At 54.7% G+C, this 23288-nt stretch carries 23 protein-coding genes; 1 reads left to right on the top strand and 22 read right to left on the bottom strand.

Annotation, left to right across the window (positions count from 1 at the left end; all coding sequences use genetic code 11):
• Positions 1–52: 52 nt before the first annotated feature.
• Positions 53–268, bottom strand: coding sequence for a helix-turn-helix domain-containing protein (locus I2C21_RS05415; RefSeq protein ID WP_007037445.1), 216 nt, complete (start codon positions 266–268; stop codon positions 53–55).
• A 168-nt stretch (positions 269–436) separates the two neighbouring features.
• Between I2C21_RS05415 and I2C21_RS05410 the strand changes: the two genes are divergently transcribed.
• Positions 437–1999, top strand: a complete 1563-nt coding sequence (locus I2C21_RS05410) for a DUF4368 domain-containing protein (protein WP_195278743.1) — start codon at positions 437–439, stop codon at positions 1997–1999.
• A 76-nt stretch (positions 2000–2075) separates the two neighbouring features.
• Here I2C21_RS05410 and I2C21_RS05405 read toward each other — a convergent pair whose 3' ends face one another.
• The 21 genes from I2C21_RS05405 to I2C21_RS05305 form a co-directional block, all read right to left on the bottom strand.
• A complete protein-coding gene (locus tag I2C21_RS05405; protein WP_195278726.1) occupies positions 2076–2939 on the bottom strand; it encodes a CbrC family protein in 864 nt (287 codons plus the stop codon).
• Positions 2940–2954: 15 nt separating this feature from the next.
• On the bottom strand, positions 2955–8117 hold the full coding sequence (locus I2C21_RS05400; RefSeq protein WP_195278725.1) for an immunity protein Imm33 domain-containing protein: 5163 nt from the start codon (positions 8115–8117) through the stop codon (positions 2955–2957).
• A gap of 136 nt (positions 8118–8253) precedes the next feature.
• On the bottom strand, positions 8254–8712 hold the full coding sequence (locus I2C21_RS05395; RefSeq protein WP_286167209.1) for a C-GCAxxG-C-C family protein: 459 nt from the start codon (positions 8710–8712) through the stop codon (positions 8254–8256).
• Entirely contained in the window at positions 8700–9569 is an 870-nt protein-coding gene (gene ybiA, locus I2C21_RS05390; RefSeq protein WP_195278724.1) for a riboflavin biosynthesis intermediates N-glycosidase, read from the bottom strand. The genes I2C21_RS05395 and ybiA overlap by 13 nt, the downstream gene beginning before the upstream one ends.
• 10 nt (positions 9570–9579) lie before the next feature.
• Complete coding sequence (locus I2C21_RS05385) at positions 9580–10179, bottom strand: hypothetical protein (protein WP_087154627.1); 600 nt, start codon at positions 10177–10179, stop codon at positions 9580–9582.
• Between the two features lie 31 nt (positions 10180–10210).
• Positions 10211–10810, bottom strand: a complete 600-nt coding sequence (locus tag I2C21_RS05380) for a hypothetical protein (protein WP_195278723.1) — start codon at positions 10808–10810, stop codon at positions 10211–10213.
• Positions 10811–10822: 12 nt separating this feature from the next.
• Positions 10823–12304: a hypothetical protein gene (locus I2C21_RS05375; protein ID WP_195278722.1), complete on the bottom strand. Its 1482-nt coding sequence runs from the start codon at positions 12302–12304 to the stop codon at positions 10823–10825.
• Between the two features lie 22 nt (positions 12305–12326).
• Positions 12327–13286, bottom strand: a complete 960-nt coding sequence (locus I2C21_RS05370) for an NTF2 fold immunity protein (RefSeq protein ID WP_195278721.1) — start codon at positions 13284–13286, stop codon at positions 12327–12329.
• 14 nt (positions 13287–13300) lie between these two features.
• Positions 13301–14032: a DUF4241 domain-containing protein gene (locus I2C21_RS05365; RefSeq protein ID WP_195278720.1), complete on the bottom strand. Its 732-nt coding sequence runs from the start codon at positions 14030–14032 to the stop codon at positions 13301–13303.
• A 210-nt stretch (positions 14033–14242) separates the two neighbouring features.
• Entirely contained in the window at positions 14243–14569 is a 327-nt protein-coding gene (locus I2C21_RS05360) for a DUF5713 family protein (RefSeq protein ID WP_193536546.1), read from the bottom strand.
• 36 nt (positions 14570–14605) lie between these two features.
• Positions 14606–15109, bottom strand: a complete 504-nt coding sequence (locus I2C21_RS05355) for a DUF2004 domain-containing protein (protein ID WP_195278719.1) — start codon at positions 15107–15109, stop codon at positions 14606–14608.
• Between the two features lie 13 nt (positions 15110–15122).
• On the bottom strand, positions 15123–15962 hold the full coding sequence (locus I2C21_RS05350; RefSeq protein ID WP_195278718.1) for a DUF2262 domain-containing protein: 840 nt from the start codon (positions 15960–15962) through the stop codon (positions 15123–15125).
• A gap of 13 nt (positions 15963–15975) precedes the next feature.
• A complete protein-coding gene (locus I2C21_RS05345; protein WP_195278717.1) occupies positions 15976–16569 on the bottom strand; it encodes a hypothetical protein in 594 nt (197 codons plus the stop codon).
• Positions 16570–16750: 181 nt separating this feature from the next.
• On the bottom strand, positions 16751–17842 hold the full coding sequence (locus I2C21_RS05340) for an ankyrin repeat domain-containing protein (protein WP_195278716.1): 1092 nt from the start codon (positions 17840–17842) through the stop codon (positions 16751–16753).
• 16 nt (positions 17843–17858) lie between these two features.
• The gene (locus I2C21_RS05335; protein ID WP_195278715.1) at positions 17859–18446 is read right to left on the bottom strand and encodes a hypothetical protein; all 588 of its coding nucleotides are present in this window, start codon (positions 18444–18446) and stop codon (positions 17859–17861) included.
• A complete protein-coding gene (locus I2C21_RS05330) occupies positions 18437–18832 on the bottom strand; it encodes a hypothetical protein (protein WP_195278714.1) in 396 nt (131 codons plus the stop codon). Before I2C21_RS05330 ends, I2C21_RS05335 begins: the two co-directional genes overlap by 10 nt.
• Positions 18829–19041, bottom strand: a complete 213-nt coding sequence (locus tag I2C21_RS05325; RefSeq protein WP_195278713.1) for a hypothetical protein — start codon at positions 19039–19041, stop codon at positions 18829–18831. Before I2C21_RS05325 ends, I2C21_RS05330 begins: the two co-directional genes overlap by 4 nt.
• Positions 19042–19054: 13 nt before the next feature.
• On the bottom strand, positions 19055–19231 hold the full coding sequence (locus tag I2C21_RS05320) for a cytochrome D ubiquinol oxidase subunit II (RefSeq protein ID WP_195278712.1): 177 nt from the start codon (positions 19229–19231) through the stop codon (positions 19055–19057).
• Positions 19232–19249: 18 nt separating this feature from the next.
• Positions 19250–20092: a DUF2262 domain-containing protein gene (locus I2C21_RS05315; RefSeq protein ID WP_195278711.1), complete on the bottom strand. Its 843-nt coding sequence runs from the start codon at positions 20090–20092 to the stop codon at positions 19250–19252.
• Positions 20093–20102: 10 nt separating this feature from the next.
• The gene (locus tag I2C21_RS05310) at positions 20103–21485 is read right to left on the bottom strand and encodes a DUF6138 family protein (RefSeq protein ID WP_195278710.1); all 1383 of its coding nucleotides are present in this window, start codon (positions 21483–21485) and stop codon (positions 20103–20105) included.
• 14 nt (positions 21486–21499) lie between these two features.
• Entirely contained in the window at positions 21500–22615 is a 1116-nt protein-coding gene (locus I2C21_RS05305; RefSeq protein ID WP_195278709.1) for a hypothetical protein, read from the bottom strand.
• Positions 22616–23288 lie beyond the last annotated feature (673 nt).

Here is a 23288-nt window from a genome sequence, read left to right as displayed (position 1 = left end):
TTTTTGAATAATCAGATATTGAAAATTTGAGATGCTTTTACAAAATAGGCTTTTACTGTGCAGAATCGTCATCAATAAATTCCATAATATCGTTCATTGTACATCCTAATGCCTTGCAAATCTTCCCAAGAATATCGGTTGTAACATTTTCACCATGATTTAATTTGTTGATGGTATAATGACTAATTCCAGCACATCTTTCTAAATCTCTTTTTTTCATATCTTTGTCTATCAATAGCTTCCAAAGTTTCTTATAGCTGACTTTCATAAAAATCCTCCGTCCAAATAAAATCAGTTATAAAAGTAAGTATAGCAGAAATTTGTCGGTTTCTCAATTATTATGTTTGCGAACGATGTAATATTGAGCGATATTTTGGCATGTTTATTTGGCTTTTTGATATAGGGTGATATATCGTGGAGAAAACACCCTTGACAAATCACTTTCCAGAAGAAAATCCTGCTCAAATACGCAACGGACAATCATTTTTCCAATCCCACATTTTTCATTGATGACGGCGTTTCCGGTGTCACTTTCGATAGACCCGGTTGGAATGAGATGATACGCCTTGCAGAAGCGGGGAAAGTCCAGACCGTTATTGTCAAGGATATGTCCCGCATGGGCCGGGACTATCTGAAAGTGGGCTACTATACCGAGAGTTTCTTTGTGGAACGTGATATTCGATATATAGCCATCAATGATGGTGTGGACAGCGACAAAGGGGATAACGATTTTACCCCTTTCCGCAACTTGTTCAACGACTTCTACGCCCGCGATACCAGTAAGAAAATCCGTGCCGTCATGCGTGCCAAAGGAAACGCTGGGGAACACCTCTGCACTAATCCGCCCTACGGGTATATGAAAGACCCAGCGGACAAAAAGAAGTGGATTGTGGACGAGGGAGCTGCCGAGATCGTCAAGCGTGTTTTTGACCTGTGCATTGCGGGAAAAGGCCCTATGCAGATTGCCAAGCTGCTGACCGTCGAACACGTCCTGACCGTCAAGGCACATTATGCCCAGCGTGCCGGAAAACCGCTGCCTGAAAAACCGTATCACTGGAACCCGAAATCTGTGGCGGGGATCTTGGAGCGTCCAGAGTACACCGGCTGTACAGTGAACTTCAAGACCTATTCCAAGTCCCACAAACTGAAAAAGCGACTGCATAACGTCCCGGAAAACCAGCGGATTTTCCCCAATACACAGCCTGCCATTATTGATGAACAAGTCTTTGTGCGGGTACAAGAATTACGGGAGAACAAGCGCCGTCCGGCCAAGCAAGCTGAACGGCAAGGGCTGTTTTCTGGCCTGCTGTACTGCGCCGATTGCGGAAGCAAACTGCATTTCGCCACAGGCAAAAACATGACGCCGCAGCAAGACTGCTATCGGTGTTCCCGGTATAAGAGCAATACAGGCGACTGTACCATGCACTTCATCCGGGAAGAAACGCTGAAACTGTTTGTTTTGCAGCGGATTTTCGATGTGACAGCTCTGTTCTTTGACGATGCTATGGCATTTGAGGAAGCCGCGAAAAAGCAGCACTTCCAAGAAGCCGAAAAAGAGGCTCAGAAACGCAAGCGTGAAATCGCCCAAGCGGAAAAGCGCATTGCCGAACTTGACCGCATTTTCAAGCGCATCTATGAAGACGACATCAGCGGGACGATCAGCCATGAACGGTTCTTGAAACTCTCTGCCGACTATGAGGCGGAACAAAGAGAACTAACGGAGCAGGTCAAGGTATGGCGGGAAGCGGTAGAAACCTTTGAACAAGATCAAGCCGATTTCGCTAGCTTTGCAGCCATTGTGCGAAAATATGTGGGTATCCGGGAATTGACGCCCACCATCGTCAATGAGTTTGTAAAGAAGATCATTGTCCATGCGCCGGATAAGTCCAGCGGACACCGCAGGCAGAAGATTGAACTGGTCTGGAACTTCATCGGAGAAGTCAACCTGCCGGGCGACGATCAGACCGTGGAACGGAAAAGAAAAGACAGGACGGCATGACCTTTCAGCCATGCCGTCCTGCGACAATTAAATTACTTCCTTATGGGGGCGCTCCTTTGGCGCAGACACCTCCTTCTCAATCAAAATCCATCCAGACCAGGTGTTTCCCGCAGTGGAGGCACTGGAACAGATAGCATTGCAGATGCCTGCCGTTGACGGATTCCTGAATCATTTCCTTCTGCTCATCATCCCACATCGGATCGTCCAGCACATCCTCCAGCACACCCAGCGCCCGCAGTTCTCTGGCACCCACATGGCCAAGATAGGCGCAGTAGTCGCCGCAGTGGGCGCGCCAGTATTCCTGCTGCCAGCCACAGTAGCCAGGAGTTCGGTGGATGAGCTCGTCCAGCTTCTCCGGATCGTTTACGCCATCATCCAGTGCGAAATCGTCCTGAAAGCTACCGTCATATTTTCGGGCCGCCTCGCCGCCGGAAATACACTCCGGGCACAGATACTTAATATCCTCCACAGCGTAAAAGGGGCCTGTATAGAAAATATGGGTCGTCTTGCCGCAGCAGTCGCAGGCAACGCCATCCGCGGACTCCTCAAAAGCGCCGGTTTCCAGAGGGTTGGGGTGATACCGGAAGGTGGGCAGACCCAGCTGGGCCTGCCGCTCCTTCTCTTTCTGCTTTTCCTCCGGCGTTTTGGGATTGGGGAGAGCATAATGATTGCCCCATCTTTCTGCATAGTCCTTCAGCGTGCCCAGCCGCTTGAGTGTCTTTTTATCGGAACGATTTCCGATTTGGCAGAGCAGTTCGTAGGCATCCTTCTTAAAGTCCAGCAGATCATACACATCCACCAGCACTTCCTTGGCCTGCTTGTCTTCCGACAGCTCCAGTTTCTCCTTAAAAGTATAGAGAGCGCGGACACTGTCCGGATTTCCTTTTGTCTCCCGAAACTGTTTTTGGAGTTCAATATATCGCTTCCGATATTCGTTCATGGTCACAATCTCCCATCAATCCCACCAGAAATACCAGACGGTGGACTGCCGCAGCGCATCCGCCAAAGCACCTACGGTGGCGTCCTCCGGCCCTTGATCGATCACATCGGGACAGAAGCCGTACAGCTCCACTGCCGCATCCATGGCTTTCTCCTCAGGAACAGGGGAGGGAAGGGCAAATTCCAATTCGTCATGGGTTATGGCGGCGGGCACCGCGCCATACTGCTCGAACCAGTATTTGGCCGCAGCCATCAGCTCTGGTGTGTCGGGGCAGTCATTCCAGTTTCCGAAGGGCAGGTAGGCGAAGATCTCCCAGGGATTCTTCACCGGGATCTTGGCCAGAATAAGGGGATAGGTCATATCGTTGTCAGAATTCCAGTAGCAGGAGAAACGGTCATTATCATGGCCGCCCTCCATCTCGCCCAGGATCTCCTCATCCCAGTCCATATCGTCATCCTCGGCTTCTTCCTTGCGCTGGACGGTCAATTTCTCCATAACCGCCTTTCCGTCCTTAATGGGGGCGGAGAGCATCTTCTTCCGGTATTCGGCCACCTTGTCCGGGTCAAAGGCATAGTCATCCTCTCCATCGCTGTCCGGGTCGGAATTCATAATCAGGCACTCCCACAGGATTTCATCGTCCGCCTTGATGAGCACCGGCACAAAGCCTTCCTGGGCGCTGTCCCGCTTGGCATAGCTGTAAGCTGCCATGATGGGGTCATCGTCCTTCATAGTGGGGAAATAGGTGCATTCACAGTCCAGATACTCCATCAAAGCCTTGGCCAGTTCAGAAGGCTCCAACGTGTCCTCGTCGAAGTCCTGTCCCTGCCAGTTGGCAAAGCGTTCTTCGATCACCTCTGCCATGGCCTGATAGTAGTCCTCGTCAAAGGGGATAAACAGATAGGCTTCATCCTGGAACTCGCCGGAGTGATACTGCTCTGAGCCGAAATATTCCAAGGCATAGTTATCAATGTCACTGGGGAAGTATGGGCTGTCCGGCTCTCCATAGTAGTAGGAGGCAAACGCCCGGCCCTTTTGATTGAATAGAGAGCCAACCAGCTGCCCATCCAGCTCGTCCCGGAGAAAGGCCCGCAGGTCCACACTGGCAGGATCAACCTTGATTTTCTGTACCACCTCGCTGTATTCTGTGAGGAATTCTTCGCCCATCAGGTCATGCTCCATGCACCAGCGCAGGTAAATGGCCATGTGGTTATAGGCGGTGATCTCATCCACCGGCAGTTCTTTTTCCTGAATGGATTCCAGGTGCCAGTCCGCATCGTCCATTTCCACCACATAGTCGTCCTCATCATCCCCGCTGCAAAGGGGGCCTCTGGTGATGACATCCTGACGATCAGGCTCCACTACAAAGCTGACGCCGTCCATTTTGCCCAGCAGGGCTTCCGCATCATGGGTCAGTTTATATTCCAGCTCGTCTCGGTAGAGGGGGACCACCTGATAAAAGTTGACCTCCTCGCCGCCCGGCAGGATGCAGACTTCGCTGCCATCTTCCGTGTCCTGAGGACCGGTCAGAATGGCGGCGCAGAGCTTTGTATTTTCCGCAAAGTCCTCCTCATTGTCCATGGTGTGGCCGAAGCCCAGCCAGGTATCGCTGGCAATGGGCAGGCGGGCCAGGGTTTTCAGCAGACGGATGGGCCAGTACCACCGCTCATTCTGCAGATCCTCATGCTCCAGCTTCCAGTCCTTCGGCAGAGCGATGGCCAGCTCCGCCCGCTCCAATTTATATTCGGCCAGTTCCTCCGGTACATTCATCCGGTGGGTAGCCATGCCCATCGTAACCAGCGTGTAGTAGTCCCTTTCCTCCGAAGGCGGAACAACGCAGATGTCCACATGGATGTCCGGGGAGACTAGCTCGTGGAACACATTCTCGAATTTGCCGAAATACTGCTGGATGTGCCCCTCGACGCCTTCCATCTCCTCCTCAGTGTAGACCTCGGGAACACCGAATTCCTCATCCTGGGACTCTCTGTCCTCATCGCCGCCATCCGGGTTGCCATCCGATGACGCCCAGGAGATTTTCAGGGTCATCTGCTCCTCCGGCAGTCCGACGCCAGGGCTGCGGGTGATGGTGTGCTTATCATCCTCCGCAAAACCGATGGTCTCTCCGTCATGAAGTTCCACATCATTCTCCAGCACATAGGACACAAGGCTGGCCAGGAAGTCCCGGAGACTGTTCGGGTCGGCATCGACGCCCAACACCTCTATCTCGTCTTTGCCGAACACATCCATGCCGTAGGTGTAGCCATTCATGCCATGCTCATCCCGCCAGAGACCAAACCAGATCCAGTTGAAGATGGGCAGCTCGTCCTCACGCATCATGTTGGCAAAGCCCTCATAGAATCGGGGTTCAAACACCACACCGCTGGTGTAGATGCCGGTGGCATATTTCTGGCGGCAGCAGGCGGCCACCATCTTGGTGAACAGCTTACCCTTTTCCAGCAGATCCTCCTCTTTGCCCAGCACTGCTACCATCAGGTGGGCGCTGTGCTCCTTGGCAACCTTGACCGCATCCTTCCACATATAGTTGTTTTCCGCGTTGGCCTCGGCCTCGCCGCCGGGGATGGGATAGCTATTCAGGCTGACGGCGGCGAGCATATCGCCTACTTCAAAGACCAGCGCGTCGTCGTCCTTCTCCTCGCTGGCGTCGTATTCCTCCACGGCGACGTCCCACTTTTCCTTCATGTCCCGGATGAACTGCTCTTTGTCCCATTCTCCCTTGGACAGCAGCACAAAGCCAGTGAAGACGTCTGTGTGATCCGTGTCACTCTCGCCCTCATCTGCCGGGTCCAGCTCGCTGACTCGCTCCTCGTCATCCGACTCTTCCACGGGCGGCGTTTTCAGGTTTACTGTGCCTGCCTCCCGGCGGAAGGTATGGAAAGTGGCCCAGGGGAGGTCGCTGTCCTCGAAGAACTTCTTTGCCATCTGGAGCGCCGTACGGATGTCCCAGGCGATGAAGTCTACATAGCCGCAAAAGAGGCCGGTGGCTCCGCCGGTGAGGGTGAGCACCTCCGGGCCGTCACCGGTGGTGAACAATTCTTCCAGCTTGTCCCGGAAGTCAAAGATCTTCTCCGTTCCTTCCTCCTCCCGCAAGGTATCCATGGGATAGCAGAAGAAGCCCGCTACCGCTCCGTCGGCATGAAGAGCGTCCATGAAGTCATTGTCGGCATTCAGATAGCCGTTGATCAGGGGCGCACAGCAAGTGGAGCCCACTATGGTATCCAGCCGCCAGTCGGCGTCCGGGTCTTCATTGGGTTTCATTTCGTAGCCAAGGTAGCTCTCCAGATAGGATTCCGGGGCGGTGGAGAGTTCCAGACCCCGCTCCTTCAGCTTGTCCGGCAGTTGGGACATGGAGATGGAGGGCTCTGCCTTGGGCTCCTCCAGCACATCGAAATCGTCAATGTACCGCATGTGGGAGATCTCGCCCAGCACTTGGTCGGTGAGGGTGGTGAGCATCCACCAGACTCGGCCTTCCGCCTCCCGGAGCATGGGCAGCAGCTTTTCGCAGTAGGCGGAAATGGCAAAGCTGTTTTCGCCCTGTTCCTCCAACCAGATCTGCACATCCTCCCCTGAAACCTCATAGCCATCATCAGTCCGAAGACCGATGTTCTGGATGGACTGACGGCCCACCAGGATGTTCCAGTGCTCCAGCACCTCCTTGGGGGCGTGCTTCTGGAAGTAGATCAGCTCAAACAGCTTGACCTTGTCACCCTCCGGGGTGAGGATCAGCTCGTACTTCTCGCCGTTGAAGCCCATCTCGAAAGAGATTTCATCAAAAACCAGATTCAACGTTTCCTGCATTTGGGCCACGAGTTCTGCGCCGCGGGTGTGATCTTTGTCCTCATCCATCATCTGGCGCAATTCTGCTTCCATCTCGGCAAAGGTTTCCCACCAGTCCTCTGTCCTTTCCCGGAAGCACTCCGAGAACTGTGGCAGAGAAATCCCCTTCTTGCACCAGTCGATCAGCTGCATGGTATCCTCGTCACCAGGGCGGGCCTCCAATGCCTTTTCAAAATACCGCAGGGCACGTCCCTCCTGATCCAGGTAAAAGTAAGCGTAACCCATGCGGAAGTTCCAGCAGTGGTCGCCCTCAAAGTATTCCTCATGGGGCTTGAGAAGAGAGATGGCCTTTTTGAGCATATCTCTGCCGCCTGCTTTGTATGGATCTGCCAGATTGTTATAGGCCCGGGCCAGCTCACTGTCCATCTCCGGGGTGCGTTCCTGGGCAGGGATGGCCTCCAGCGCATCAAGGATCTTCCGGTACTCGTTGTTTTCATTCCACTTCTGGCACTGCTCCAAAATGTCCATATCCGATTCCTCCTCGTCCTCATCCGGTTTCCAGTCTTTGATCTGCTGGAACACGCCATTTTCATCTCGCTCAAAGACGCAGGGGGCGGGCGTATGCAGCAGCGGGATAATGTCGGGGTCGTCGTTGCAGATGGTGTTGAGGCCGTAGATTCCAGCGTTGTTTGGGTCGTCCATGTACTCGTCGCTCTCGTCACCGGCGGTGAAGCGCCAGCCGCTGTCCCAGTCGCCGTCCGGCTCCTCCCGGTAGCAGTATCCGACTTTGCAGCCCTCCACCGTGATGCGGTTGGTGGCGATACAACCATTGGCTTCCTCCCAGTCTGGGAGCAGAATCTTCATGTCCTCTGCTTTCACATGGAAGCTGCGGTTGCGGCCGGCGGCCTCGTACAGCTCCTTCCGCAGCGCCTCTACATCCCAAGCCATCTCTTGGATTTCCTCGTCGTCCATCATTTCATGGAGGTCATAGGACAGGGGATCATGGGCAAAATCCGCCAGGGCCTTGTTCATGGTGTCGTGTTCCTCTGGCGTGGCGGTGATGCGGATGCGGCGGGAGGGGGTGTTGTACTCGTCCAGATCCTGGAGGTTCACACTGCCGCTGACACTGCACTCCAGCAGGATGGCGGCCAGGTCGGTGACCACATCAATGGCGAAGTGAAAGTCCATCTCCACGCCATTGGAGTGGGTGAACTCCAGATACTCCACAGTTTGGTGGAAGTCCCAGTTTTGTTTGTCCAGTCCGATCTTGGTAAAAATCTCGCTGAGGGAGATCTCCTCTTTCTTTTGGTCTTCCAAAAACGCCACAAGGTTCAGACTGTCATCCGAGCCTCCAATAAAATTGCCCCAGTATTTTTTGGTATACATCTGTCACGCCTCCTTTTATTCCGGCCAATCGCTCATGGCAGGGGTCCACTTCGTATAGGAGGCCGCCGGTTCTCCCTCCGGTGCGCCCTCCCAAAAGAGCTTGATATACTCCATCCTGATACCACTCCTTGAGATTTCATGAACCAAGCTGTCCCGCATTTACCGGGTGGAAGATCCTGCGGCCTGTCAGCACCTCCTCCAGCTTTTTGGCCAGCGCCTCCACAATGGCGTGGCAGGGATTTTCGTAGCCAACGATCTCCAGCCTTTGCAGCTCGACGCAGTGGAGCGTTCCATAGAAGCCCAGCATGAAGTCCGTCAATTCAGCAATCATCTGGTAGCCTTCCATGTTGCTCACATCCGTCTGACCTTCTTTTGCGGTCATCAGCCCAATGATCCCCACCGCCACGGTAAAGGCACCGCAGCAGGAATGCTCGGTCTGCATCCCAAGGCCCATGACGGAGAACATTTTCCGGGTCTCCTCGGACAAATTCAGATGGTAATATTCATTGCAGGCCATGAACATGGCCTCAGCGCAGGTGAGTTCCGTGCCGATGTGGTAGTGGTTGACCAGTTCATAGAGTTTCATTGTTGCCATACTGTACTCCAATCGCAAAGCATTTCGTTCTCTGTCACCCGGCGTAGCTCGTCCCGCACCTCCATCAGCGCAAAGCCCAGCAGGTTTTGTCCACGCCACTTCGTGGGGTCCTGAGCCTCCGGGGAGCTGGCCGCGAGGCGGATGCCCCAGATGTTGTCATAGGGGCTGGCCTCCACCAGTACGCTGTCCCCGGTGGAAAGGAGAAACTCCCGCAGTTCGCGGTTCTGGCTGAATTTGTGCCAGTTGCCAAGCAGCACAATGGCGTACTTGAACTTGTCCCATACCTTCTGCTCAAAGCCCCGCACCTTGCGGCCCAGGGCCTTGATCTGCTTTTGGTCTCTGCATTTCAAAATCTGGTCCCGGATCTCTTTGTCACCGAACAGTTCGGCCTTAGCAGCCATCATATACTGCTCCATGCAGAGGTAGGAGTCAGCCGTCGTATAGAAGTCCTCCATCCACCACTGGCTGAGGCAGCTTTTTGTCAGCTGGCCGTCCTCGGATGGCTGATGGCCCCAGAACAGGCACAGCTCTCGCGTTCTCCCCGCAGCAAACTCCTGCTGGAGCCACTGGCGGGTGTACTTGGGCTGGCCCTCCGGCTGCCACGCATCCACCAAGAAGTCACCATGCTCCAGCACCTCGCTGCTGTCCTCGTCATCCCACCAGCCCTTCCAGGTCACTGGCTCGGGAAAGAGAGTGCGGTATTCCGTCCGCTCCTCCGGGGAGAGGGTGTCCAGCCAATCGCCAAATCGGTCTATGTAATCCTCCCCATAGCCCATGCGCCAGCCAATGGAGTATCGCTCGATCTCCCGGTGGGCCAGCCAAGGGGGAGGCATGATTTTCTTATCTTGTAGTGCCATATTGTTTTCCTCATTTCTCTTGCAGCTTCTTCAGCAGCTTCACGATCCGCTCCCGATTCTTTGCGGTTTTCATGAAAGTGGGGAGATGGTCGGCCTGAGTCTTTTTCTGGCTACCCGATGGCTTTTCCCGCAGGTCGGCGCTGAGATAGCCGATCAGATAGGCAAGGTGCTCCCGGTTGAGGGCCCAGACCGGCTTACCCTGGAATGAGGTCAAAAACCACAGTTCCAGGCCGAACCAGGGGTCCTTGCCGCCCTGAATCTCCGCGCCATAGGAGAAAGCCTCCGCCGTCTTATGTACCTCGCCCGGCATGGTTGTTCCGCAATAGGGGCAGGCCACATGGAGGACGGGAAAATGCTGCCTTGCCTCGTCTTCAATATCCACCCGATAGTACCTGCCGCAGTTTTTGCACTGGTTATGGACATCATAGCGGTAGATCGTCCGGTCGCGTGTCTCCTGATGGCCGCAGCTCAAGCAGCGGAAATAGGCGTTGTCATCGTCCGCTGTCACCACACCCGCGCCATGGCACTTGGGGCATTTTACCTGGATGCCGGTGGTGAAGGCGCTGTAGGCACTGTGGGTGAAATAGGGTTCATCAACGATTCGGCTCATGCGCCCACACACTCCTTTCAGGTAATTACATTCACAGCCGAAATCGGAATGGTTTCAAATCTTTTGTTTTGATTGTCAGATCCGAAACGCTCTCCTGCAGGACATTTACCTGTTCCAAATACTCCGCAGGTGCGTGGATCTGCTCCAGATAGCCTGCATAGCGGATAATCTGATCCAGCGTCCGTTTCCTGTATTTTGCGATTTCCCCCAAATGGGAATAACTGCGGCCTGACACATAGCTTGGAACATCGATAGACCGAATTGTTTCTATATCAAGCGTCCCATGCTCCTCTTTCTCAGATTTAATGGTGGCCAGCATATCTTCCGCAGAAAAACGGATGCCGCGTTCGCAGAGAAACCGCAGTTCATCAAACAGGTGGTTCGCCACAAAATGTTCAGCCAAGGGCTCAAAAATTACATCATCCTGATACCAGCCTCCGTGGGCGCAGGAGATCAGTTCACGGTAACGCTTATCTGTGATCCACTGGCGCAGTATCTCTTTGCTCCCGCGCATCCATGCGTCCAGCCGGGCTTTTGTTTCTTCGGGGCTATCATAGGCTGTTCCATAGCAGGGCAGGCCATTGGCTTTCAGCCACTTGGTCACTGCCTTGCTGAATTTCGTGTAACTCATGTGATGCCCCTTTCAAAAATCTCGCACATGATCAAAGTGTTCAATTAGGGCATCTTTCTGGAGCATATCGCCCGGCAGGGCATCCAGAATACCCCGCAGGGCCATGTAGATTTCATCCCGTTCCTCGGTTTCGATAAAGCCCATCTTGTTGAAGGTCTGGGTATAGGCTGTCACCGCATCCAGCGCCTGGGCCTGGGCGTCCTCGCCCGGTTCAGCGGCCAACTTCATCAGCTGGGAACGGGTCTTGCGGTATTGATTGGCTGCCTTTTTCGCAGCGGCGGCAGGAATATGCTCCGCACCGTCCCAGCCCCGGAAGGGATTGTCCAGGTTTTGCGCCAGCCACTCCGGTTTCCGGGGTTTGGTGAGGCGCAGATCCATGCCCAGCTTGCCTTTCCAGAGCTGCTTTGCCACTTTTGCCGCCGCATCCGGCAGGCTGGTCATCCAGAACCAACGAAGTTCCGGCATCTGCTCCGGGGTGGGGATGTCGTCCGCCACGAAGCCGAACAGGTCGAAGGTGGAGAGGTTCGTCAGTTCCCGGAACCCTCCCACGGCGGAGAAGTTCCCCAGGTTTCCCGGCGCACCCCAGAGCCTCAGCTCCTTCAGGTGGGGATGGACAGCAGCCAGTCCGGTCAGATCAAAGTCCTTCAGCTGGATGCCATGCAGCCCCCATAGGTTCGGCAGTTCCGTATGCGGGCGGTATTCCCCGATAAATTGGAGGGTCAGACCGCCGCCATCTTCGGGGGCATGGATGGTACAGACGTCCGGCCCCTTGTTCTGGAACAGGAGTTGCTCTGTTCCCTCACACAGCCACAGTTCCTGAAGGCCGGTCATGTCCAGCATCAGCTTTCTGATGCTGGTGCCCCGCAGATCAAGTGTCCTCTGACCGTGGTTCAGCAAAGTCACTTCATTAACAAAGGGGGTTTCCCGCAAAAACTCCAGCAGATTCGGGTGCCACCGCTCGCAGATGAGGGTGGAGAGGCAAGGCAGCGCCTTTAGTTCCAGCGCCGAATCGAATGGTTCGTACTGGTCCATCACCCGATGGCTGCTGACCTTCAGCGGGATGCCGCCGATCTCTGTTTGCTCGTCGCTCTCCATGGCCTCCTTGAAGGCCCGCCGCCGTTCCTCCGGGATGGCCTGCCACCGGATCTGGAGGTACACATCATAGCCGTCACTCCAGCCGCCGTAGGAGCGGCAGGGCTGGTCGGTGAAGGGCGGAAGTGTACCCACCAGCGTGTACTGGGGCGGGACCTCCATCGGCACCCGCAGCAGATGAAGGTCACGGGACCAGTACATGAAGTCCTTGTAGAGTGGGCGGAGATGTGGCAGTTCCTCCGCGGTCAAAGGGGCATCGCCCACCCAATCCAGAGAGAGGATCACAGCCCAAGACTCTTTGCTCACCGTGTCCGGCGGCGCAATATAGGCCACCTGACAGGCGGTGTAGCGTTTCAGATATTGGTTGTAGACTGTATAGACCTCTCCGGCTTGTACTCTCATACCTGCGCCTCTCTCTGATACCTTATAGTCCGGTTCGCTGCCAGCCGTCCAGCCGCTCCTGCACCGCGTCGATCCTCCAGCCATCGCCCACACGCTTCATGAGGAAGCGGCGGTCAAAACCCGTGTTTTTCTCTCTGGTGTAGATGTAGAGCTTGTTCTTAGTGATCTGCTCCGCGTCAAGGAATTTTTCCCCGTTGTAGGTACCCTGGGCGCTGTATGAGAGGCCCAGAGGCCGGTAGCCCGGACGGGGCTTTTCGCTTACATACTTCTCCCAGATTGCCAGCAGGCGGGGCACAGCCTCGGCATCCTCAAACCCAGCCTGCTCCATGTACTGCTCCCACTGCGTCATCTCGGCAAAGAAAGCGGACAGTACCCTGCGGCATTCCGCCGCCGCTTGTTCGTCCAGCTGGATGGGCTTTTTGGCCTTTTCCCGCTGGAGCTGGGAGAAGTGTTCCATCTGCTCCTTGGTGAATTGTACATGGGACACCGGCTCAATCCGATTGTTGCCGGCGACGGCCAGCAGTCCCTCGTAAGTAACAGCAGTGTGGTCGATCCAGATATGGGAGAGCTTGGGGATGGAGGCTGCTTGGAGCAGCCCGGTATCATCCAGCCCGGTGTGGTCAAGGGCCAACAGGTCTAGCTTACCGCTTCGCAGGGCGGACAGGCCACTTCCGTCGATCCCGGCGTTCCCGGTCAGCAGCAGGATGCGCAACTTGGGCATAGAGGAAAAAACGGGGAAACAGGCATCGGTGAGCGCACCGTTCTCCACGCCGAAGTTGGCCATGCTTTTGTGTCCGGCAAAAGGGGAGAGCAGGTCATCGGTTACCGGATAGCCTTTTACATGAAAACCCACCAGGGTGTAGCCGGACAGCTGCTCCATGATCTCTGCGGTCAGTTCCGGGATCTCAAATTTCTTCTCTCCATCCAAAGTCAGGATACCGTTTTCCCAGTCCGCTGTCCGCGCCCGTTTTGGCCATTCCATCGCTGCTTCCCTCCTTACGCCTGCTCCTGGTAGCTGGCTTCAATGTCGATGAAGCGCACATACACGGCGCAGATTTCACCCTTTGCATCATAGCCGAAGTAGACCGGATAGTAGCCGTCACCCCAGCCGGAAGCGAAGATGGGCAGATTGCAGTCCGTGTCTGGCACCGTCCAGTTGAGCCAGTCGCCGTAGTCCCCCTGATATTTGGGGTTGGCTTGGGCGTTTTCCTCCAGCAAGTCGCAGAACAGGTCGTTGTAGGGGTCAATGTCCGGATCTTCCTCCAGCCGCTTGGCCCAGTATATCTTGAAAGCCGTCTGGGTCTGGATGTCCGCAACGCAGCCCATCCCGGCGTCTACGCCAAAGCCAAAATAATCGTCCTCGCCCAGTTCCTCGTCCAGATCTTCTTTGCCCGTCATACCCAACTCATAGCGGACAGCCTTCTCCCGACTGACCTCCACCTTGACACAGGCGTAGCGGTCCCCGTATTTTTCACTGGGTACCACGCAGATCTTCACGGGATAAGTTCCAGCGGGAATTGTCTGAAGAAAGGACGGCGTATCCTCCAGCTCTACCAGAGGATCGCAGGCGAAAATTGTTCCGGTAGGGAAGTGGACGGCACCAATGTCCAGCACATCCACGCCCATATTCCCAATCGCTTTCTCAGTGAAATGGGCGTCCAGGTCTGTTTTGCAGGAGAGTTTGTCCTTAATGGATTCGTATTTGTTCAGCCACTCAGCAGTCGGCATGGTAGTTTCCTCCTGTTAATTTTGTTTTTTGATGTACCCACTCTTTGAGCCGTCCCAATAGCAGTTCACACACCGGCCATTCTGAAAATGATGGGGACGATTTGGATAGCTATAGAGGAAATGGGCACAGTCCCATCATCTGTGAGGAGTATTTGAAAAACAGGCTGCCGCACTCATCACAAACGACCACTTCTTTTTCTGCCATGGGGTTCACCAGTCCCTTTCCCGAATAGCCTCCTCGGTGTCAATGGGGATGTTGAACCACTCCAGAATGTAGGCCACCGCTGCCGCAATGCATTCCCGTGCCACCGTTTCGATCTCGCTGTCATTCTCGTCAAATTCCTCCTGGAGATCATTGATGCCGCAGACCACCTCGTCCAGCGTTTCCTGTACCACTTCGGTATCGGTTTTGCCGCTCTCCAGCAGGTCGATGACCTTCTGGAGCTCGTCCTTTACCTTGTCCACCAGAAAAGCAGGATAGTAATCATCCTGATACATCTCATCTAGCAGTTTGTAATTTGGATCAAATGCTTTCATAGGGATCGCTCCTTTCTTCGTTCCTGTTAGTCATGCTCAGCTCTCATGGGTAATGCAGAAAATCTCCTTGTTCATATCAAAGTAGAGCACCATCAGCTCATCAGTAATTTCCGGGTTAAAAGAAAGGTCCAGAATAAAGACTTGCTGGTCGGTTTCACTATCCACCAGACTGCCGAACCGCTTGAGCTTCAAAAAGTCCACCATCTCGGCAAAGGACAGCTTGGCCGGGTCGGTTCCCGGAAAAAGTTCCGCCGCAATATCCGGGCCTACATCGTCCCGATGGAACTCCATGAAAAATGTCACAACGCTATGGTAGCGGCTGTCCTCGTCCGCCAGCGCCGCTTTGATGGCGGCTTTGGCCTTCTCCGCCAATTGCTCCGCCTCATCCAACATTCCTCCCACCACATCCATGGCAGCAGGATCAGCAGTCAGTTCTTCCTCTACATCGAAGATAAAGGGCAGTCCCGATTCCTCGGGAAAGTTGAAGATTTCCTCGCCGGGGGTATATGTAAAATCAATGCGTTTACAGCTCAGTTTCATAATGTTATCCTCCTTACCCCTCAATGTTGGCAGTTTTTAGGCCCTTTTTCAAGGAGCCGTAGACCGTCACCGCATGATCGGTGAACATCTCGTCGCAGTCAAACCAAGCGGTGAAGCTGCCGCCGGAGGTGACGGACAGGCTCGTCAGGCTGATCCGCCGGGCAAGTTCTTCCTCTGTGATGGGGTCTGTTTCCGGGTCACGGGGATTTTCTTCATCTTGGGAGAGCCAGTTGTTGGCCAGCTCGGTCAGGTTCTTGGCTGCAAGCTCCCGCATGGCTTTGTCCCAGGTGTCACAGTCGGCCAGCAGCTTCTTGGCGGCACTGCGAGCGCGGGTCCAGGAGGGCTTGCTCTCGGCATTGACTTCCAGAGAAAGGCTCACATCCTTTCCGCACCACTGGATCTCGCCCTCGAAGGTATCATAGTCCTTGTCCAGTGTCAGTTCCCCCAGCACCTGGTCCTGGATCACCACCGGCTTGTGGTATTCCTCCAGAACGGCCTGGAGTTCCGGGCAGTCCTCATGGGCATTGACTATCTCGGAGATAGACCAGGGGCGCGCTACCAGATCTTTTGCCCATTCTTCTTTCATCCGACGAATCTTCAGGCGGCAGATCTGCTCGCTTTGAAAGCGCCCCCAGCCTTTGTCACTATCGCGTTCTTCATCGGTGACCGGCCAATCCAGCCGCTCCTCTTTGGTGGTGACCTTGCCGGTGTCACAGAACACCATGCCCAGTGTCACAACGGTCATTTCCCAAAAACTGCCTTTCCAGTTATATCCGCCCCCAATGCAGCGATTGATCAGAGCGACCACTTCCTGCTCCTCGGGCTCGTACATCTCATAGAATTCTTCAAACATTGCGTATCCTCCGTTATAGCCTTTCCAGAACTGCCGCGATCTTGGGACCAAACTCCGTGGAAACTTCCCGCTCCAGTACACCTCGATAGGCCAGCACCGCCTGCCAGGAGTAGTAATAGAAGCTGTAGAACTCTTCTGCAGAGAAGACCTCGTCCTCCTCGTAGCGCATCTCATCTTCTTCCTCGTCGTATTCCTCCGACCACAGGTATTCTTCCTTCAGCAAATCGGAGAAGCAGGGGAGGGGAGAGGCATGTTCCATCTCGTCTCCATCGTGAAAGCACTGGAGGATGCAGGCAAAGAAGTCCAGCAGTTCCCCGGCCAGGAAATAGGCTGCGGGGTTCTGCCCGCTCTCCGCGAGGGCCTTGTCCAGAATCCGGCTCAGGAACACCATGCCGTAGGGGGTGGCGTGCCACAGGGTACTCTGGTGCTCCATGTTGGTGGTGAGCTCGTAGAGGGATTCTTTGACGGACGCCAAATCACGCATCTGCTCCAGCACAGTCAGGTGGGCAGGAAACTCCGTACCCCGGCCATAGGCGGTGGTGAGCCGGTGCCACGGAACATCCGTGACTTTGAGATGAGTGATGTAGGTCCTGTTTTCCTCTGCCATGTTGTCGCCCCCTTATCCCGCTGTCTGGCTGCGGTACTCCTTCTCCAGCGCGGTGTACCACCGTTTCAGTACAGCATATAATTCTTGGACTTGGCCGGAGAATAGGAAAGGTTGTATTCCTGCGAGTCCAGGCTTTTATGTACCTTGTTCAGAAAGTCTATGGATGTCATGGCTGTGCTCCTTATTCCTCAAACTCGCCCTCGATTATCCCGTTCAGATACCGGCCGGGATCTGCGATGAAGTCATCCCATTTGGCCAGAGGGTGAAATTCCTCATGTTCGATGTCCAGATACCATAGCTTTTTGTCCCTGGGGCTCCACAGCAGCAGATAGTCGCTGTAGTTGTCCATCTGCACCATCAGGGAGAGCAGCTTCTTCCGTTTCCAGGTCATCTCCTGCACATCCATGTAGGAATACAACTCTGCCCATTTCACCCATTTTTGCTCCGGGAACTCCAGCCGCAGGGGGCCGGTCTTCAAGTGTTCCACCAGCTTGGCGGGTAGCTTATAGGGCATGAGCTGCCGGATCTTTTCCTGCTCGTTGTGCCATTCCTCTGGCTCCAGCGCCTTTAGGTAGTCGGCCATCTCCTGATTCTTGTTCTGAACTGCCACACTGTAGGGACGGTCGCCGTATTTGTCAACAAGGGTGATGTTCGCCCCATGTTCCACCAGCCAGCGCACCATGGGAAAATTGTTTGAGCGAGCGGCCTCGGTGACGGGGCTGGAGGCATAAGGGAACACCATGTCTGGTTTGTGGTAATTGATGTCTGCCCCTTTTTCCAGAAGCAGTCGAGCAAGTTTGGTATTGCCCTCGGACACAGCGGCCCGGAATGCCTCGCCGCCAAACTTGTCCACTGTGATCCCAGCTTGCTCCAGCACCTGGATATTCTCCAGGCGCTTGCCCCAGCGCACTTCCTGGAAGGCCTCCTGGAAGGCCCGCACTTTCTGCTTCGGGCTGAGTTTTGCGGCCCGTCCAGCAAAGAGCGCCACCACCTCCGGCCCACAACAGCGGGCAGCGGTGACCAGCAGGGGCTGTTCCTCTGCCAGACCGGGATCAGCTCCATGCTCCAGTAGGAAGTGGATCATGGGCACATCATTCCGAAAAACCGCGATCTCCAGCGGTGTGAGTTTGATATACTCGCTGAGCTGAATGGGAGCATTCAGATCCACCCCGCCTTGAAGCATTGCTTCCAACTTGGGAGTGTCGTGGTCACAGATGGCGGCAGCCGTTTCCAGAAGAGTTTCCCAACGGCCAATATATGCAATTTGGTACATAAGGCACCTGCTTTCTCTATCCCACAATGGTGGTTTCCTTGACAGCCAGATTGTCATAATCCATGGCGATCAGCTTCTCGGCGGCCTCCGGGGTACACATGAACCAGGTGCTCACGCCCCAGGCGTCCACCCTTGTGACGGTGAAGAAGTCGGTTTGGGCAGAAGCAGGTTCTCTTGCGTCAATATAGTAGTCGGAGTAGAGATACACCAGATCCACCTCTCGCTCCGGCAGCCACTTGGCCCGGCGCGCACGCGGTTTGCCGTTTTTCAGAGTCTTTTCTCTGGGGTTCTCAAACCACGCCAGTTCCTTGAGTTTCAGACCGGTGAAGGTATCCATGAGCTGCTGGGCAATCTCCCGGTGGGTAAATACCCCGCAGTTCCAGGAGCCCATCAGCCATGTCTGTATAAAGTCGCCCACCTTGCTGCCGGGGGCAGGCGGCCCGTAGACGCTCTCATCCGCCCACATGACCTCTATCTTTTCACATTGATCTGGCCGGGGACAGGACTGCTTGTTGCCGTATCGGTACATGATATTCACATAACCGAAGTCCTTGCCGGTTCGGTCATGACCGACGGCTTCCACTTTATAGGCAGTTAGAGACATTGCAGTTCCACCTCCTGAGCCAGTACAAATCCGCACAGTCCAAGGGAAGAGTCGATGACAAATGCCCGGATGTGCTCCCGTTCCATGCGCTTCCGCAGTTCCTCGATGCTGCAGCAGGCGGGAAAGCCGTAAGAGATGGTCCCGCCCAGCAGGTCTTTGTACTGTTCAAAAAAACCGTCCACGGTGATCTCCTCCATGCCGAAGAGGATGTTGTCCTGGACCACATTTTCAAACCAGTGGGCCAGCAGGCCGGTAAAGCGAACGGATACTTTCTCTCCGGCCTCAGTCTGGGTATCCATGTGCAGGGTATGGGCTTCAAAGTCAGCGCAGTAGCGCAGGACTCTGTTGTCGTGCAGGCCATCAAAAGAACAAATCAGTGTACTCACAGGGATTCCTCCTCGTCCATGAGCTGCTCCTGGACCTCTTTGGGCAGGTCGTTCCATAAAATGTCGTATGTAAAATCCCGAATCTCCGGGTAACACTCCCGCGCGGTCTTTTCTGCCGTCTCCCGATCCAGGTAGTGCATCTCTTGGTGGAAAAACCAGTTGAGCTTTTCCATCAGCCGATAGAGGCGGATTTGTTTTTCTTGGGTCATGGGACACAGCCTCCTAGTTCAGCGCTATTACAAGGCTCCAGATGCTGACCACGCTCAGCACGATTCCCAGCAGGCAGAAGATCACCTGCCGGGAGCCGCGGCCATAGCGGTGAGAGTCCGGCTTTTCGGTGGGGACGCAGAGCCAGTTCCAATTCTCCTGTAAAAAAGCCGTGATCTGCTCGCTGTTCATTCAGTTTTCTTTCTATCCTTATCCCTGTATATCCGCACCAATGGGGCCTTTTTTCAGTGTCCCATCCACAGTGACCACATGGCCCCAGAACATATCATCATCTTCATACCAGGCGGTAAAACGCCCACCGGGGGAGACGGAAAACTCTGTGAGAAGGATGCGCCGGGCAAATTCCTCCTCCGTAATGGGGTCTTTCTCCGGGTCTCGGTCGGTCTGGTCATTGTCCGCCAGCCATTCGTTGGCCTGATCGGTGAGCTTCTGGGCTGACATCGCTCGCAGGGACTTGTCCCAGACTTCCTGATCTGCCACCAGTTTCTTCATCACATTGGTGACGCGAGTCCAGGACGCTTTCTTTTCAATCTCCACATCCAGTGAGATCTGGATGTCTTTTCCCATCCACCGGCAAGTCCCGGTAAACATACTCATTTCACGATCCAGCGTGAGGGTCTCCAGCACTTCGTCCTCCAGAAGAATCGGCTTTGTATACTCCGCCCAGATCTCCTCCAATACTGGACAGGGCACACTTTCTTCCAGTACCTCCGTGACATACCACTGAGGTTCGCTGAGGGCATCACCTTTCCAGCTGCGGGCTTTGATCCGGTAGATCTGGCCCGTGGCAAACCGCTTGGAATAGTCGCCGGCATCCCGTTCCTTGTCTGTCAACGGCCAGCTCAGGTAGCATCGACCGGAGATCACCTCTCCGGTCTGGACATCCGCCATGGCGAGGGCATAGGTATGCGCCGCCCAGAAGGTATCCAGAAAGGTTTTGTCCGCGCTGATACCGCTCTGGATCAGTACCAGCTTTTCCTCATCTTCCGGGACATACAGGGCAATAAAGTCCTTGACCGTTCTCTTTTTCATGGCGCTCTCCTTACGTAAATAATTGCTGGTATTTCTCTTTCAGTTCCTTCGGCGCCGACTTGATGACTTTGCTACCGCCGTCTTCAGTGGCTTGCCCCCAGATGGCCCAGAGCAGACTTTGCCAAGCGATGGCCCGGAATTTCGGGTCTTTGTCCTCTTCCGGCAGGAGATAATCGGAAATGCGGCGCTTGACTGTCAGCAGTGCATCCAGGCTTTCCGCATTGGCGATCAGAGTGCGGAATTCCTTAGCAGGCTTCAGCCACTGCATAGACAATGCGCCCCGTACCAATACCCCCAGTGTCCATGGTTGGAAACCAAACTTCCGGATCAAGGCATGAAGGAACTTCTCTTGCAGTGAGGAGTGCTCGTCGTCGCAGAGATCCAGATACTCCGCCACCAGCGGCGCCCACTGTTCTCCCTCCATCCCTAGAGCGAACACAGCAAAAGAGCCAGGCATTGCACAGGCTTCGTCCGCAAGGTTTTGGTACCACTCAAACTCCCGCATAGCCAGACGAGCGTATCGCTCCATAGATGGATGCAGATTGGGGTGCTGCACCGCGCAGGCAAAGAGCTGATTGACTCCTTTCTTGGGCAAGCCGGGAATGGGCAGATAGAGTTTTTCCTTTCCTCTGAACTCCACCGAGTAACTGCGGGGGAATTCCTCCTGTTCCAGCACCGCACACAGGTAGTCCAGGATTTCAGCATAGCACTCCTCCGTGGAGTCCCTGGCGGTGATGCGGATAGTAGCAAACGCATCATTGGCCGATGCGGTGAAATGCTCCGTCTTACGCCGCTGGATGTCCTTTGGTAATTTGCCGCTGCCGGCTGTTTTCAGTTGCTTCACCATATCTGGGCGAAGCTGGGAGACCAGGCCGAGGATGTGCTCGGTGGTGAGGGATTCAAAACTCTGCCCGTACACCGTATGGCAGACCGCCACATAGCAGGCAAAGCGCAGCAGGCCTTCATCCACATCCTCCGGACGCAATTCCGGCCACACGGTGCAGGGTGGAAAGACGGTAAAGCCATCATCCCGCTCTCCCACAAGGAAGAACCGCTCCTGCACCTGCTTTTCTATGTATTTCTCCAATGTATAGCGGATCTCCTGCCAGCCCACCAACCGCCGCAGGGCATCGCAGAATATAACAGCTTCCTCATAGGGAAATCCCTTCAAAGGCAGTTTGGACAGATACCGATCCAACAGCTGGCTGGGAAGAAAGGGTGTCCCGTTGTGATTTCGCACCACGGTCGGGTAGGCGGAGTGATTTTCACGAGCGGTTCCGTTCAGCACATCCTGAATGCAGAGATCCGCCTCCGCCAGCACCTCCGGGGAAGTGTCCGGCTTTTGGATCAGATAGTAGCGGTCATTCACGCCATCATGCTTTGGCAAACTCATGGCAAGGTCTCCTCTCAGGTCTGCTGATGCTGCATGGATACGATATGGCAGTCCGGACAGAATTCCACATAGAGCGTGCCCTCCGCACAGTCAAACACCGTATCCCACTGGATCTGAGCCAGATACTTCATAGGTTTCCCGCAGTGGGGGCAGGGCGTATATTCCGCGTCCTGTACCCAGTTGGCAAAGCCGCCGATGGTGTTCACATCCTGGCAGGCCGCGCCATAAAACAGGGGCGCCCGCGCTTCGCCCAGCACAAAGGGATTTTCCGTGAGGGCCTTGTAGTCCTCAGGACTGACATAGCAATCCGTCTTCTCCGCCCCGTCAAAGAGCTCGGAAGGGAAGACCTCCACGCCGCCATCCAGGGTGAACCGGTTGAAGGCGGGGCCTTTGAGAAATCCCACACAGCTGGGGCAGCAGGTGGCGGTCAGGATGCCGTCCAGTCCCAGGAACCGGAGTCGCTCATCCAGGCCGTCCAATACCAGCATGTCCACCATGCGCCCACCACAGTGGGGGCATGTGTCCTCCCTTGCCCGGCCAATGCGGACGGGAGATTTCTCACCGGCGGTTCCTTTGACCATAGGATAGCAGGTATCGAAGTTGAGTTGGATTTTCTGGCCCTCCTTGTTAAAGGTCCAGCCTCCGATTTGCGCATAGCTGGATGGGTCCACATAGAGGCCCTTGCGCCAGGGCCGGGGATTTCGCTCCAGCTCCAGCAGAGTCTTCATTGCCTTGTCATCTCCCTGCATAGCAAGGCAACTCATCAGGTTGGAGGCCTCACTGGAATATTCCGCGGACAACAGCGCATGAATCAGACCATCCCGCACATCGGCGGGAGCATGATAATAGATCTCACAGGGCCAGAACACCTCTGCGGCCAGTGCCGCCCGCTGGATCTCCGGGTCGATGGCATCCCGGTACCCCAGCAGCTGCCAAAAGTCGGTGAACTCCGGGTCCTCCATCTCCGCCAGCCGCTGGATGTTCTGAATCAGGTTTCTCTGCTTCGCTGTGATTTGTTCCGGTGTCCAGGCAAGAGCAGCCTTCCGCTCCTGTTCAGATTTGCATTTCCAGCACAATCCCTCATAGCCCAAAGAGGTCCCACAGCCGGGGCAGATGTAGTTTAGACTCATATTTCTTAACTCCTTTCCAAAGGTAGAAAAACGCCCCGCGACACCCTGTCACTTGGACAGGCTGACGCAGGGCGTGAAAAGGCCGCAAGAAAGAAGCCACATCTGCCCCCCAGATGTGGTTTCCTCCACAGGCAAAATCCATTTTTTATATAGAATCAAAGTTATCTTTAACTGATTGGTGTACATCTCCCAAAAACTTCCGCCTACATCACGCATGATTCCATGCGTACAGTGTAAGTTGCTTGTAATACTTTTATATATGGCTAGTTGCTTCTTTCAAATCATAAGGTCGGATGGTTCCTTTCCATCATACCTAATTACATGGAAATTATCAACTAAAACTTGCATCGATAAAATCCCAGAAACGGTTCTCTGTAGGAAAACGCATAGGTGATGGCTGACAAAGGGTGTACCAATCTTTGGGAGCGTTATCCTCGCTTTAGAATCTTATTGGTCATCTTTTTACAATTATTCGTTTCTGCTGCCTGAAACGATTCAAAGCAAGCGCGCTACCAACTGCGCTACACCCGGAAAAAAAGACAACCCACAAACAGGGGAGAGGGGGACTCGGATAAAAAATATCCATGCGGGGGCTCCGGAGAAAGAGACGCTGAAAGCCGCCGCGTGAAATCTTACGCGGCGGCTCTGAACGGATCGGTTGTCCCGCAAGACA

It is taken from the genome of Clostridium sp. J1101437_171009_A5, from assembly GCF_015547905.1.
Classification (GTDB): domain Bacteria; phylum Bacillota; class Clostridia; order Oscillospirales; family Oscillospiraceae; genus Pseudoflavonifractor_A; species Pseudoflavonifractor_A gallinarum.
This window is presented reverse-complemented; position numbering and strand designations above follow the sequence as displayed.

Excerpts from the sequence above, each read along its gene's own strand:
- I2C21_RS05415 (WP_007037445.1), bottom strand. The coding sequence starts at position 268 with ATGAAAGTCAGCTATAAGAAACTTTGGAAGCTATTGATAGACAAAGAT.
- I2C21_RS05405 (WP_195278726.1), bottom strand. The coding sequence starts at position 2,939 with ATGAACGAATATCGGAAGCGATATATTGAACTCCAAAAACAGTTTCGG.
- I2C21_RS05400 (WP_195278725.1), bottom strand. The coding sequence starts at position 8,117 with ATGTATACCAAAAAATACTGGGGCAATTTTATTGGAGGCTCGGATGAC.
- I2C21_RS05395 (WP_286167209.1), bottom strand. The coding sequence starts at position 8,712 with ATGGCAACAATGAAACTCTATGAACTGGTCAACCACTACCACATCGGC.
- ybiA (WP_195278724.1), bottom strand. The coding sequence starts at position 9,569 with ATGGCACTACAAGATAAGAAAATCATGCCTCCCCCTTGGCTGGCCCAC.
- I2C21_RS05385 (WP_087154627.1), bottom strand. The coding sequence starts at position 10,179 with ATGAGCCGAATCGTTGATGAACCCTATTTCACCCACAGTGCCTACAGC.
- I2C21_RS05380 (WP_195278723.1), bottom strand. The coding sequence starts at position 10,810 with ATGAGTTACACGAAATTCAGCAAGGCAGTGACCAAGTGGCTGAAAGCC.
- I2C21_RS05375 (WP_195278722.1), bottom strand. The coding sequence starts at position 12,304 with ATGAGAGTACAAGCCGGAGAGGTCTATACAGTCTACAACCAATATCTG.
- I2C21_RS05370 (WP_195278721.1), bottom strand. The coding sequence starts at position 13,286 with ATGGAATGGCCAAAACGGGCGCGGACAGCGGACTGGGAAAACGGTATC.
- I2C21_RS05365 (WP_195278720.1), bottom strand. The coding sequence starts at position 14,032 with ATGCCGACTGCTGAGTGGCTGAACAAATACGAATCCATTAAGGACAAA.
- I2C21_RS05360 (WP_193536546.1), bottom strand. The coding sequence starts at position 14,569 with ATGAAAGCATTTGATCCAAATTACAAACTGCTAGATGAGATGTATCAG.
- I2C21_RS05355 (WP_195278719.1), bottom strand. The coding sequence starts at position 15,109 with ATGAAACTGAGCTGTAAACGCATTGATTTTACATATACCCCCGGCGAG.
- I2C21_RS05350 (WP_195278718.1), bottom strand. The coding sequence starts at position 15,962 with ATGTTTGAAGAATTCTATGAGATGTACGAGCCCGAGGAGCAGGAAGTG.
- I2C21_RS05345 (WP_195278717.1), bottom strand. The coding sequence starts at position 16,569 with ATGGCAGAGGAAAACAGGACCTACATCACTCATCTCAAAGTCACGGAT.
- I2C21_RS05340 (WP_195278716.1), bottom strand. The coding sequence starts at position 17,842 with ATGTACCAAATTGCATATATTGGCCGTTGGGAAACTCTTCTGGAAACG.
- I2C21_RS05335 (WP_195278715.1), bottom strand. The coding sequence starts at position 18,446 with ATGTCTCTAACTGCCTATAAAGTGGAAGCCGTCGGTCATGACCGAACC.
- I2C21_RS05325 (WP_195278713.1), bottom strand. The coding sequence starts at position 19,041 with ATGACCCAAGAAAAACAAATCCGCCTCTATCGGCTGATGGAAAAGCTC.
- I2C21_RS05320 (WP_195278712.1), bottom strand. The coding sequence starts at position 19,231 with ATGAACAGCGAGCAGATCACGGCTTTTTTACAGGAGAATTGGAACTGG.
- I2C21_RS05315 (WP_195278711.1), bottom strand. The coding sequence starts at position 20,092 with ATGAAAAAGAGAACGGTCAAGGACTTTATTGCCCTGTATGTCCCGGAA.
- I2C21_RS05310 (WP_195278710.1), bottom strand. The coding sequence starts at position 21,485 with ATGAGTTTGCCAAAGCATGATGGCGTGAATGACCGCTACTATCTGATC.
- I2C21_RS05305 (WP_195278709.1), bottom strand. The coding sequence starts at position 22,615 with ATGAGTCTAAACTACATCTGCCCCGGCTGTGGGACCTCTTTGGGCTAT.